Annotated in this window: 9 protein-coding genes; 7 read left to right on the top strand and 2 right to left on the bottom strand. The window is 62.4% G+C overall.

Annotated elements, in window-relative coordinates:
- Positions 1 to 55: 55 nt before the first annotated feature.
- The 4 genes from AC1Q6D_RS17915 (at position 56) to codA (ending at position 4,055) form a co-directional block, all read left to right on the top strand.
- Positions 56 to 1,135 carry a patatin-like phospholipase family protein gene (locus AC1Q6D_RS17915; RefSeq protein ID WP_103406773.1) on the top strand — a complete coding sequence of 360 codons (1,080 nt, stop codon included), beginning with the start codon at positions 56 to 58 and terminating at the stop codon, positions 1,133 to 1,135.
- A gap of 75 nt (positions 1,136 to 1,210) precedes the next feature.
- Complete coding sequence (gene queD / locus AC1Q6D_RS17910; protein ID WP_047527439.1) at positions 1,211 to 1,567, top strand: 6-carboxytetrahydropterin synthase QueD; 357 nt, start codon at positions 1,211 to 1,213, stop codon at positions 1,565 to 1,567.
- 222 nt (positions 1,568 to 1,789) lie between these two features.
- Positions 1,790 to 2,620 (top strand): alpha/beta fold hydrolase, encoded by an 831-nt coding sequence (locus AC1Q6D_RS17905; RefSeq protein WP_103406774.1) that lies wholly within the window; start codon positions 1,790 to 1,792, stop codon positions 2,618 to 2,620.
- Positions 2,621 to 2,807: 187 nt separating this feature from the next.
- Positions 2,808 to 4,055, top strand: coding sequence for a cytosine deaminase (codA, locus tag AC1Q6D_RS17900; RefSeq protein ID WP_103406775.1), 1,248 nt, complete (start codon positions 2,808 to 2,810; stop codon positions 4,053 to 4,055).
- A gap of 48 nt (positions 4,056 to 4,103) precedes the next feature.
- Here the strand turns inward: codA and AC1Q6D_RS17895 are convergent, their stop codons facing one another.
- Positions 4,104 to 5,096 carry a diaminopimelate epimerase gene (locus AC1Q6D_RS17895; RefSeq protein WP_103406776.1) on the bottom strand — a complete coding sequence of 331 codons (993 nt, stop codon included), beginning with the start codon at positions 5,094 to 5,096 and terminating at the stop codon, positions 4,104 to 4,106.
- Positions 5,097 to 5,267: 171 nt separating this feature from the next.
- On the opposite strand from AC1Q6D_RS17895, the gene AC1Q6D_RS17890 reads away from it, so the two are divergent.
- Positions 5,268 to 6,419, top strand: a complete 1,152-nt coding sequence (locus tag AC1Q6D_RS17890) for an MFS transporter (RefSeq protein ID WP_103406777.1) — start codon at positions 5,268 to 5,270, stop codon at positions 6,417 to 6,419.
- 233 nt (positions 6,420 to 6,652) lie between these two features.
- A complete protein-coding gene (gene tynA, locus AC1Q6D_RS17885; RefSeq protein ID WP_103406778.1) occupies positions 6,653 to 8,941 on the top strand; it encodes a primary-amine oxidase in 2,289 nt (762 codons plus the stop codon).
- Positions 8,942 to 9,129: 188 nt separating this feature from the next.
- On the opposite strand, the gene AC1Q6D_RS17880 is transcribed toward tynA, so the two are convergent.
- The gene (locus AC1Q6D_RS17880) at positions 9,130 to 9,477 is read right to left on the bottom strand and encodes a DUF6124 family protein (RefSeq protein ID WP_103406779.1); all 348 of its coding nucleotides are present in this window, start codon (positions 9,475 to 9,477) and stop codon (positions 9,130 to 9,132) included.
- 599 nt (positions 9,478 to 10,076) lie between these two features.
- Between AC1Q6D_RS17880 and AC1Q6D_RS17875 the strand changes: the two genes are divergently transcribed.
- On the top strand, positions 10,077 to 12,455 hold the full coding sequence (locus AC1Q6D_RS17875) for a type VI secretion system Vgr family protein (RefSeq protein WP_103406780.1): 2,379 nt from the start codon (positions 10,077 to 10,079) through the stop codon (positions 12,453 to 12,455).
- Positions 12,456 to 12,468 lie beyond the last annotated feature (13 nt).

Raw genomic sequence — 12,468 nt, 5'->3', positions numbered from 1 at the left:
AGCGCCGTGATGGAACCTGCTTATAATTCCCCGCTTGCCCGACATCGAGACCGGTATGACCGCCATCCACATCAAGTTCCCTTCCCTGACGCTCAAGGCCGGCCCCCGTGCCTTTGCGCGCATCCGTGAAAACGGCCTGAACGCCGTTGATGTCGGCACGCTACCGGGTGCCGCCGGTGGCCCGAAGGCGCTGGGAATCCAGGGGCTGGACCTGGCGTTGTTCGGCGAATGGCTGCCGGCGGCGCCACGGGAGCGCTCGCTGATCGGAGCATCAGTCGGGTCCTGGCGCTTCGCCAGCGCCTGCCTGCCGGATGCCGCCGAAGGCATCCGCCGCCTCGGCCATCTCTACACCGAGCAGAACTTCGCCAAAGGCGTGACCATGGCGCAGATCAGCCAGAGTTCGCGGCGCATGCTCGATGACCTGCTAGACGGCCGCGACGCCGCCCTGCTCGACAACGCCCATTACCGACTGAACATCATGGTGGTCAAAAGCCACGGCCTGCTCGCGGACGATCATCGCGGCCGCCTGGGCCTGGGCCTGTCGTCGGTGATCGCCGACAACCTGCGCGGCCGGGCGCGCCTGTCGCGGCACTTCGAACGCGTGATCATCCACGATCCGCGCCTGGCTCCGCCGGTCAACACGCTGAACGATTTCCCGTCGCGCTTCGTCACGCTGAACGCCGGCAATCTGCGCCAGGCCCTGCTCGCCTCGGGGTCGATTCCGATGGTGATGGAAGGCGTGCGCGACCTGCCAGGTGCAGGCGCCGGGACCTTCCGCGATGGCGGCCTGCTGGACTACCACCTCGACCTGCCCTACAGCGGCGACGACATCGTGCTCTACCCGCATTTCACCGATCGGGTGATTCCGGGCTGGTTCGACAAGACCCTGCCATGGCGCCGCGCCTGCCCTGCGCGCCTGCAAAATGTGCTGTTGCTGGCACCGTCCAGGGAATACCTGTCGCGTTTGCCCTACGGCAAACTGCCGGATCGTAATGACTTCAAACGCTTCATGGGCGACGCCCCGAGCCGGCAGAAATACTGGCGCGCGGCGATGGATGAAAGCCGTCGCCTGGGTGATGAATTCCTCGAACTGGCCGCCAACGGTCGCCTCGGCGAGCGCTTGCTGACCCTTTAGTCAGGACAAGCTGTTAAACTCGCCGCCTGCCCCTATCGCCACGGCGATCGCCACCTGAACAGAGCTGAAAACACTGTGGAAATCTTCAAAGAATTTACCTTCGAATCCGCCCACCGCCTGCCCCACGTCCCGGACGGCCACAAGTGCGGCCGCCTGCACGGCCATTCGTTCAAAGTGGCGATTCACCTGAGTGGCGACATTGATCCGCACACCGGCTGGATTCGTGATTTTTCGGAGATCAAGGCGATCTTCAAGCCGCTGTATGAGCGTCTGGACCACAACTATCTGAACGACATTCCTGGCCTGGAAAACCCGACCAGCGAAGTGTTGGCCAAATTCATCTGGGCCGAACTCAAGCCGTTGCTGCCGGAACTCAGTGCGATTCGTATCCACGAGACCTGCACCAGCGGTTGCATCTATCGCGGCGAGTAAACCAGCCCCCGTAGGAGCGAGCCTGCTCGCGAAAGACGTAAACGATGACGCGGTGTATCTGGAAAACCGCGATGTCTTGACGTCCATCGTCGGAACGCCGCCCGGAGCAGGCTCGCGCCTAAGGGGGAAATGCGTTTCGTCAGTGATACAAAAAACAGCCTTCAACGGCTGTTTTTTTATGCCTATGCTTTTTGGCGTTCACACGCCAAGAGGACACGCCCAATGACAGACTGGCCACTGGCTCAGAGCTACCGCTTCAATGGTCACTGCGTTCGCTATGCGGTAAGGGGCGACGGCCCGCCGTTGGTGTTCGTGCATGGCACGCCTTTCTCTTCTTATGTCTGGCACCGGATTGCACCGCACTTCATCACCTCGCACCGGGTGCATTACTTCGATCTGTTGGGCTATGGGCAATCCGAGAAGGTCGACGGCGATGTGTCGCTGGGTGTGCAAAATCAACTCTTGGCGCAGCTGCTGGAGCATTGGGGGCTGGATCGTCCCGATGTGGTGGCCCATGATTTTGGCGGCGCGACCGCCCTGCGCGCCCACCTGTTGAACGGCAAGGAGTACCGCAGCCTGACACTGATTGACCCGGTGGCGCTGACGCCCTGGGGTTCGCCGTTCGTGCAGCATGTTCGCCAGCATGAGGCCGCGTTCAGCGGGCTGCCCGACTACATTCAGCGCGCCATCGCACCGACCTATATTCGCGGGGCGATCAAGCGCGATATCCCTGATGACGAGCTCGACCCTTACGTGCAACCGTGGGTGGGCGACCCCGGGCAAGCGGCGTTTTATCGGCAGATCGCCCAGATGGACGAGCGCTACACCCGCGAGGTCGAGGGCTTGTACCCGACGATCCGCTGCCCGGTGCAGATTCTCTGGGGTGAAGACGATCAATGGATCCCCATCGAACGCGGGCGCGCCCTGCAACAGATGATTCCGGGAGCGCAATTTCACCCCATTCCCAACGCCGGTCATCTGGTCCAGGAAGATGCACCAGAAGCCATTGTCGCCGCACTGATGCGCTTTTTGCCGCAGCCCCCGTCTTCCTGAAGGAATGGCCCTTGCGGGAGCGAGCTTGCCAGCAATGATGGCATCAACCACGCCACGCAATTGACTGATCCAGCGCAATCGCAAGCACGCTCGCCCGACATTTGCACAGGCAAGATCAATGACGCTGGCAGGGATTGCCCTCGTCGCGCTAACGTAGAGTCATTGCCTATCGAAAAGGACGCTCCTGATGCACATCATCAACGCCCGGCTGCGTCACCAGGAAGGCCTGCATGAGTTGCACCTGGAAAACGGCCTGATCAGTCACATCGCCCGACAAACCGAGGCCCCAACCCTGGGCCCCGACGATCTGGATGCCGGTGGCAACCTGGTGGTACCGCCCTTCGTCGAGCCGCACATTCACCTCGATGCAACCCTGACCGCCGGCGAGCCCCGCTGGAACATGAGCGGCACATTGTTCGAGGGCATCGAGTGCTGGGGCGAGCGCAAGGCGACCATTACCCAGGAAGACACCAAGACCCGCGCCAAGAAAACCATCCAGACCCTCGCCGCCCATGGCATCCAGCATGTACGCACCCACGTCGATGTCACCGACCCGCAACTCACCGCCCTGAAGGCCATGCTCGAAGTGCGCGAGGAAAGCCGTGATCTGATCGACCTGCAAATCGTCGCGTTCCCCCAGGAGGGCATCGAGTCGTACCGCAACGGCCGGGACCTGATGGAAGAAGCGATCCACATGGGCGCCGACGTGGTCGGCGGCATTCCGCATTTCGAATACACCCGCGATCAAGGCGTGAGTTCGGTGAAGTTCCTCATGGACCTGGCCGAGCGCACCGGTTGCCTGGTGGATGTGCATTGCGACGAAACCGACGACCCGCACTCGCGCTTTCTCGAGGTGCTGGCTGAAGAAGCCCGCAGCCGCGACATGGGCTCGCGCGTGACCGCCAGCCACACCACCGCCATGGGCTCCTACGACAATGCCTACTGCGCCAAACTGTTCCGCCTGCTCGGGCATTCCGGGATCAGTTTTGTCTCCTGCCCCACCGAAAGCATTCATCTGCAAGGGCGCTTCGATAACTTCCCGAAACGCCGTGGCGTGACCCGGGTCAACGAATTGCTCGAAGCCGGCATGAACGTGTGTTTCGGCCAGGACTCGATCGTCGACCCGTGGTATCCGCTGGGCAACGGCAACATCCTGCGGGTGCTCGAAGCCGGCCTGCACATCTGCCACATGCTCGGTTACCGCAACCTGCAAAGCGCGCTGGACCTGGTGACCGATAACAGCGCCAAGGCCATGGCCCTGGGTAATCGTTACGGGTTGGAGCCCGGGCGGCCGGCGAACTTGCTGATTTTGTCGGCGGAGAGCGATTACGAGGTGATCCGCAGCCAGGGCCTGCCGCTTTATTCGGTTCGCAGGGGTAAGGTGTTGATGAAGCGGACGATGCCGGTGGTTGAGTTCGGTGATGGCTTGGGCTGAATTCGGGTCGACACCATCGCCGGCTTGCCGGCGATGGCTGTCTCGGGATCAGTCAATTAACTGTGCCGTCCCAAACAGGCTCACCCGACTCAACGCGCCCTGTTCTTCCTCCAGCAGAATCGGCGCCGTCCCACCCGGCATCGTCACCTTCACCTCCCCCGCATCGACCCAACCAACCCGCCATGCCGCACACGCCACCGCACTGGCACTGGTGCCCGAGGACGCCGTCGGCCCCTCCCCGCGCTCGAACACCCGCGCGGCGATGTGGCCGGGTGACAGCCGCATCGCCCATTGCAGATTGATCCCCGCCGGGCAAGGTTTCCCTGCGCCGGTCGGCATGGCGTAGGCGATCCGCGTCAGCCCTTCGCCCAACGCCGGCTCGCGCATCTGCTCATTGCCCGGTAAGGCATCGGCACTGTCGACCAGGGTCACGCAGTGCGGATTGCCGAGCCGCACGAACTGGCTGCGCGACCAGACGCCATTGAGTGCTGACAGTTGTTGAACGTGGCTGAGTTCGCGCCCGTTCAACAGCACCGTGTCAACGCCTGCCGCGCTGACCGCCGCCGGCCCGAACCCAGGTTGGCCCAAGTCAAGCCAGAAACCCCGGACACCCTCGACTTGCGCGGCTTTCACGGACGTCTGGCCCGGTGAAGGCGTGTCGGATTTGTCGTGGTGGACCCTGAGCACGCAAGGGTCATCGCTGGGTAAAAAACCCTGGTCGCTGAGCGCCTGGGAGAAAATCGTCAGCCCGTTGCCACTGCGCTCGGCCAGTGTGCCGTCGGTATTGACGATCAGCAGATCAAACGGCGGCGACGACTGGAACGGGCCGACCAACAGACCATCGCTGCAATGGTCTTTGCTACCAGGTGGTTGCGTACCCGGGGCCCAGCCACAGTACGCCGCAATGGCCGCCAACGCCCAGACCTCGCGGGTTTGCGCGGCATGGCCGGCCTGATCGGGTACGGCGATACCCTGTTGGCGCAGCGCCTCTGGCGCCACAACGATATAGATATTGCCCCGTGCATCGTACATCCGCGCCATGGCGCCCTCCCTGCTGGAATGATTGGACTGCCTCAACATATCGCGAAACACACTCTGGCTGTGCAAGGATGTCAGCCTGTTTGAGCGCAAGCCTGGCGGACACTGATCGAACCCTTGCAGGCGGATCACTGTCCCTTGGAATCGCGACGTTTTTTTTGGCCAAGGATCGATATGACCAACCTCAACACCCAGACCTCATTCGTGCCGGGGCGACTGGAACAAATGTCCACGCGCATCGCCTTTTTCATCGCCGGGTTCGGCATCGCCGCGTGGGCGCCACTGGTGCCGTATGCCAAGGCCCGGGCCGGGCTGGATGAAGGCACCCTCGGTCTGTTGCTCCTGTGTCTGGGCGTGGGCTCGATTCTGGCGATGCCCATGGCCGGACTGCTCGCCTCGCGTTTTGGCTGTCGCAAAGTGGCCACTGGCGGCACCTTGCTGATCTGCCTGGCGCTGCCACTGCTGGCAACGGTGTCATCGATTCCGGCCCTGATCGCGGCGTTGTTCATCTTCGGTGCCGGCCTCGGCACGGTGGATTCCACGGTGAACCTGCAAGCAGTGATCGTCGAACGGGCCAGCGGCAAGAACATGATGTCGGGTTTTCATGGCCTGTTCAGCCTCGGCGGGATCGTCGGCGCAGCCGGCGTCAGCGGGCTGCTCGGCCTGGGGATTTCACCGCTGGGCGCGACGTTGGTGGTGATCGTGATTCTGCTGATCGCCCTGGCCAAAGCCGCGCCGCATCTGCTGCCCTATGGCAGCGACAGCTCGGGACCGGCGTTTGCCGTTCCCCACGGCATCGTGCTGTTCATCGGCGCGATGTGTTTCATCGTATTTCTCGCCGAAGGCGCAGCCCTCGACTGGAGCGCGGTGTTCCTGGCCCAGGAGCGTGGAATCGACAAGGCCTATGCCGGATTGGGTTACGCAGCGTTTGCCCTGACCATGACGGCGGGACGATTGACCGGTGATTCGATCGTGCGTCGCCTTGGCGCCACGCGGGTCATTGTGTTCGGTGGACTAACGGCGGCGGCCGGTCTGTTTCTGGCCACATTCGCGCCCGGCTGGGAGTCGGCACTGCTGGGGTATGCGTTGCTGGGCGCAGGCTGTTCGAACATTGTGCCGGTGCTGTACACCGCAGTGGGCAAGCAGACGGTCATGCCGCAAAGCATCGCCGTACCGGCCATCACCACCCTCGGTTATGCCGGCATTCTCGCGGGGCCTGCAGTGATCGGCTTCATCGCCCATGGCAGCAGTTTGAGCTTTGCCTTTGGCTTGATGGCGCTGCTGCTGGTGGCGGTGGCCATTGGCGGGAAGGTGTTGAAGGCCTGAAAAGCATCGCTGGCAAGCCCGCTACGGTTGATCCATGTGGTTCATAAACGCTTCCCGTTAACCAGCGGCGGCGCGATGGCAAAGCGCTATATCCGCTTGCCAAGCCCTCGCCAGTCGGGAAAGCTGATGGCGGCACAGAACCAAAGGATTTTGGCAGGCATCCAAAAGCAGCCATCGCCGGGCTGTAGCAAAGTACAGGTGCGCTGTCACCGGCTTTTTCGAAGGAACCCAGAATGTTCACCTCCCTTGCGTTGCGAAACAGAAAACCGCTTGCCCGGCTCGCCCTGGCGATCACCCTGGGCACCCTTGGCCTGCCTTACTGGGCGGACAATGCCCAGGCCCACGGCGGTCACGCCGAAATGGTGCCGCTGCAGGCGGGCCTCGAGGAATTCGGCGCCACGGTCAAATGGGACGACTATTCCAACCTGTTCACCATTGCCAAGGACGGGGTCTACCTCAAGGTCAAGCCGAACAGCAAAGTGGCCATGCTCAACGGCAAGCCCATGGCGCTGACGGTGCCGGTGGTGTTCAAGGGCAAGACCGCCTTCATGTCCAAGGACTTCATCAACCAGGTGTTCCAGTCCGGCCTGGACAAGACCTTTGTCGTCGAAACCCGCCCTAACCCGCTCAATCCCCTGAGCGCGGACGAAATCACCGCGGCGGTGGACATCGTCAAGAAGTCCGAGCATTACCAACCCGGTTTTCGCTTCACCGAAGTCTCGGTCAAGGAGCCGCCGAAAGATCAGGTGTGGAACTTCGTCTACACCGGGCAGAAGGTCGATCAGCCACGCCAGGCCAATATCGTGGTGCTGGACGGCAAGCACGTGATCGAAGCGCTGGTCGATCTCGACAACAAGGAACTGAAGTCCTGGAAACCGATTGAAGGCGCCCATGGCATGGTGCTGCTGGACGATTTCGCCACGGTGCAATCGGCCGTCGAAACCAGCCCGGAGTACGCACAAGCCCTGGCCAAGCGCGGCATCAACGATGTGAAAAAGGTCGTGGCCACCCCGTTGACCGTCGGCTACTTCGACGGCAAGGACGGCCTGGCCCAGGACAAGCGCCTGCTGAAGATCGTCAGCTACCTCAATACCGATGACGGTAACTATTGGGCGCATCCGATCGAAGGCCTGGTGGCGATTGTCGATCTGGAGCAGAAGAAACTCATCAAGATCGAAGACGAAGCGCTTATCCCGGTGCCGATGAAGCCGACGCCGTATGACGGGCGCGGGCGCAAGGGTACGTCGGTCAAGCCGCTGGAGATCATCGAGCCCGAGGGCAAGAACTACACCATCACCGGCAACAGCATTCACTGGCAGAACTGGGATTTCCATGTTCGCCTCGACTCGCGGGTCGGCCCGATCCTGTCCACCGTCACCTATGACGACAAGGGCAAGAAACGCAAAATCATGTACGAGGGCTCGCTGGGCGGCATGATCGTGCCGTATGGCGATCCGGATGTCGGCTGGTACTTCAAGGCCTACCTGGACTCGGGCGACTACGGCATGGGCACCCTGACCTCGCCGATCGCCCGGGGCAAAGACGCCCCGGAAAACGCCGTGCTGCTGGACGCCACCATCGCCGACTACACCGGCGCCCCGACGGCGATCCCGCGCGCCATGGCGGTGTTCGAACGCTACGCCGGCCCCGAGTACAAACACCAGGAAATGGGCCAGCCCAACCTCAGTACCGAACGCCGGGAACTGGTGGTGCGCTGGATCAGCACCGTCGGCAACTATGACTACATCTTCGACTGGGTCTTCCAGCAGAACGGCACCATCGGCATCGACGCCGGCGCCACCGGCATCGAAGCGGTCAAGGGTGTGAAATCCAAGACCATGCACGAGGACACCGCCAAGGAAGACACCCGTTACGGCACCCTGCTCGATCACAACATCGTCGGCACCACCCACCAGCACATCTACAACTTCCGCCTCGACATGGACGTGGACGGTGAAAGCAACTCGCTGGTGGAGGTGAATCCGGTCATTGCCCCGAACGACCGTGGCGGACCGCGCACCAGCACCATGCAGACCGAAACCAAAGTGGTCAGCACCGAGCAACAGGCGGCGCAGAAATTCGACCCGTCGACCGTTCGCCTGCTGACCAACTTCAGCAAGGAAAACAAGGTCGGCAACCCGGTGTCCTATCAGTTGATTCCCTATGCCGGCGGCACGCACCCGGTGGCCAAGGGCGCCAACTTCGGCAAGGACGAATGGCTGTATCACCGCCTGAGCTTCATGGACAAGCAACTGTGGGTGACGCAATACAACCCGGAGGAGAAATACCCGGAAGGCAAGTACCCGAATCGCTCGGACAAAGACTCGGGCCTGGGGCAGTTCACCCAGGACAACCACTCCATCGAAAACACCGACGATGTCGTGTGGCTGACCACCGGCACCACCCACATCGCCCGCGCCGAAGAGTGGCCGATCATGCCGACCGAATGGGTGCACGTGCTGCTCAAGCCGTGGAACTTCTTCGATGAAACGCCGACGCTGAACCTCAATTCACCGAAGTAACCAGGCAAAACACAACCTGTAGGCGCGAGCCTGCTCGCGATGGTGTGTCAGGCGACACCAATGTTGCTGATACTCCATCGCGAGCAGGCTCGCTCCTACAGTGATCCGTGTCGACCAGCCGATTTATGCCCATCATCCAATCCTGAGCTGGCCCAGGTTCGGGCCGCACTCGGACGATCTTTTGACGTCTACTCAGGCGGATCGATGCGATCCAGCGCCCGGTTCACCGCCAGCTCGCCCAGCATGATCACTTGTGCAATGCCCAGCAGTGTATTGCGACTGGTCCCCTCCGTTCGATCCGCCAGATCCAGGGTCATGACATTGGCCGAAGCCAATGATTCGCAGGCGTGGGCCAGCAGGGACTCGACATCGAGCTCCGGGTTGACGATGAACATGGTGCAGAGTTTGCGTGGGGTGGCGCGGATGTCGGCGGCGGAGGGGATGCGGTCGGGCGGCGCGTGGGAAGTGTTTGAATCGATGGTTTCCGAGGGCGTTGCCGGATCGGTGTCCGGTGGATTCGGTGTTGGTTTGAGCATGGGAATTTTTCCAGTAAGGGCCACCATCAACTCGCGACTAAACGAAGGGTGGTAGCCGTGCGCAAGTTAGTCGACCGGTAAAGTTTCCCAAAACCCGGCGCGCCCGAAGGCGCCATGCGCACAGCCACCATCAAGTGCAGAGCGGATGCCTGACTGGATGACACTGGTGCAACCGAGGAAAACTAGCCGGGCGACTAAACCCGATCACTGACCATCAGTGACGCGAATCAAGTTACCGAGCGGCCCCAAGGCGCACAAGCCGGCGGATTCTGGCGTAACCGTAGGCAACGACGCAAGGCGCTGTGGCTTTCACGAAGTAACCTTGAGAGCTGCTAGACGATGAGCCCCCGTGGCGAGGGAGCTTGTCGGATCGCCGCCCCCCTCGGCCCGAACGGGTTATCGCTGTCAGAAGATGCCTTCCGACGAGGCTAGGAAAACGCCTACAGCCCCGGCGCATCCAGATACGGAAGCCTCCTACACCACCCTCGGAAACCTCCTATTTCAACCCTTTTCACCTTCGTGAAAGCTTTCACGCGCTTGAACGAGGGTGGAAAAAATGCCTCCCCGTACACCTCAAACAGGCCAGGGAGGTCTGAATTTTGCAAAATTCGCTACGCACTTTCTTCGACCACAGCCGCCACAAACTCCAGGTCCGTAACCTCGACGCCACCCTCGACGTACTCGCCTTCCACGGCACCGAACGCCTGAGCGAGCCCTTCCTCTACACCATTGAATTCACCAGCAACCACCTCGACCTCGGCCCCCAACAACTGCTCGGCCAGGACACGCGTTTCAGCCTGCACGCGCCGCCCGTCAAGCCCTTGCCGGGGCTGAAGTTGCCCGAGGTCAAGCCGTTGCGCACCTTGTTCGGTGTGGTCAGCGCCTTCAAGCGTTTGTCTGCGTCGGTGGATGAAGCGCGTTACGAAATCACCCTGCAACCGCGCCTGGCCCTGCTCGATCGCGGCCGGCAGTCGCGCATCTACCAGCAGCAATCGGTGCCGGAAATCGTCGAGAGCATCCTGCGCAGCCGCCACGGTTTCCGGGGTCAGGATTTCTTCTTTCGCCTGGTGCGCGAGTACCCCAGGCGCGAGCAGGTGATGCAATACAACGAGAGCGACCTGATGTTCATCAGCCGCCTGCTCGCCGACGTCGGCATCTGGTACCGCTTCACCAGCGACGAGCGCCTGCGCATCGACGTGGTGGAGTTCTGCGACGACCAGCGCGGTTACCAGTTCGATGTGCGTTTGCCGCACCACCCGCCCGCCGGCCTGAGCAGCAGCGACGAGGACGGCGTCTGGGACCTGCAAACCCGCCATCAGGTGGTGGAACGGCAGGTCAACGTCCGCGCCTATCACCACCGCGATGCTCATGCTTACCTCGACGGCGACGTGGACCAGACCCGTGGCGCCACCACCACCTACGGCGAGGCCTACCACTACGCCGAGGGCTACCGCGAGCTTGGCAACGCCTACCTCCAGGACGAAGACCTGCAAAGTGAAAGCGGCTACTTCTATGCGCGCCTGCGCCACGAACGCTACCTCAACGACCAGACCCGGCTGAGCGGCGTCAGCAGCAGCGCCACCCTGGCGCCCGGCCAGGTCCTGAAAATCACCGGCGGCGCGCCCCAGGCCTTCGCCCCCGGCGCGGTCATCACCGGGCTGGTCACCCAGGCCGCCCGCGACCGCAGCTTCGAAGCCCGCTTCGAGGCCATGCCCTACGCCGAAACCATCTGCTTTCGGCCGCCGCTGCGGGCCAAACCGCAAATCGCCGGCACCGTCCCGGCCCGCGTCACCAACCCCCAGGCCAACGACCCCTATGCCGAAATCGACCTCGAAGGGCGCTACCGGGTCAACTTCCTGTTCGACCGCGACACCTGGAAACCCGGCCAGGAAAGCATGTGGCTGCGCCAGGCCCGGGCCTACGCCGGCGACACCCACGGCCTGCACCTGCCGTTGCTGGCCGGTACCGAAGTGGCCATCGCCTTCGAACAAGGCGACCCCGACCGCCCCTACATCGCCCACGCCCTGCACGACAACCAGCACCCCGATCACGTCACCCTGGCCAAACGCAACTACACCCGCAACGTGCTGCGCACCCCGGCCAACAACAAACTGCGCCTGGAAGACCGGCGCGGCCAGGAGCACGTCAAACTCAGCACCGAATACGGCGGCAAAAGCCAGCTGAACCTGGGGCATCTGGTGGATGCGCAGAAGCACAAACGCGGGGAAGGGTTTGAGCTGAGGACGGATGATTGGGGGGCGATTCGCGGTGGTAAGGGCATTTTTATCAGCGCCGATGGACAGCCCAAGGCGCAGGGCCAAGTGCTGGAAATGGCCAGCGCCATCGACCGTCTGCAACAGGCCGGCGAACAACTGCAACAACTCTCGGTCGACGCCCAGGCCGCCAGTGCCGAACCGGCGGACGTCGCCGCGCAAATACAACTGCTGCGGCAAGATCTCGAACAGCTCAAGTCCCAAGTGCTGCTGCTCAGCGCCCCCAAAGGCATCGCCCTCACCAGCGGCCAGCACCTGCAACTGGCGGCGCAACACAACCTGATGCTCAACGCCGGCGGCGAAGCGAACCTCAGCGTGGTCAAGCGCCTGTTCATCGGCGTGGGCCAGGGCTTGAGCCTGTTCGTGCGCAAGCTCGGCATCAAGCTGATCGCCAACCAGGGCGCGGTGCAGATCCAGGCACAAAACGATCGTCTGGAACTGACGGCGCGGCATGGGCTGGACATCACCAGCACCGAGGACGAAATCCGTATCACGGCGAAGAAGAAAATCGTCCTGAATGGCGGTGGCAGTTACTTCACGCTGGACGGGGGCGGCATCGAATCGGGCACGGCGGGCGACCACAAGGTCAAGGCCGCGCACTTTGCCTATAGCGGTGCGGCCAAGCAAGCACTGCAAACGCCAGCGCTACCTCAACTGACCGAGCACGACGCCAAGTCCATGGACCTTACGGATTTCTCTGCCTGATCCCTTTTCCGGA

The organism is Pseudomonas sp. MT92 (assembly GCF_058792515.1).
Note: the sequence above shows the minus strand (reverse complement) of the source record. Positions and strands in the feature narration are given on the sequence as shown.

Excerpts from the sequence above, each read along its gene's own strand:
- codA (WP_103406775.1), top strand. The coding sequence starts at position 2,808 with ATGCACATCATCAACGCCCGGCTGCGTCACCAGGAAGGCCTGCATGAG.
- AC1Q6D_RS17905 (WP_103406774.1), top strand. The coding sequence starts at position 1,790 with ATGACAGACTGGCCACTGGCTCAGAGCTACCGCTTCAATGGTCACTGC.
- AC1Q6D_RS17895 (WP_103406776.1), bottom strand. The coding sequence starts at position 5,096 with ATGGCGCGGATGTACGATGCACGGGGCAATATCTATATCGTTGTGGCG.
- tynA (WP_103406778.1), top strand. The coding sequence starts at position 6,653 with ATGTTCACCTCCCTTGCGTTGCGAAACAGAAAACCGCTTGCCCGGCTC.
- AC1Q6D_RS17890 (WP_103406777.1), top strand. The coding sequence starts at position 5,268 with ATGACCAACCTCAACACCCAGACCTCATTCGTGCCGGGGCGACTGGAA.
- AC1Q6D_RS17915 (WP_103406773.1), top strand. The coding sequence starts at position 56 with ATGACCGCCATCCACATCAAGTTCCCTTCCCTGACGCTCAAGGCCGGC.
- AC1Q6D_RS17880 (WP_103406779.1), bottom strand. The coding sequence starts at position 9,477 with ATGCTCAAACCAACACCGAATCCACCGGACACCGATCCGGCAACGCCC.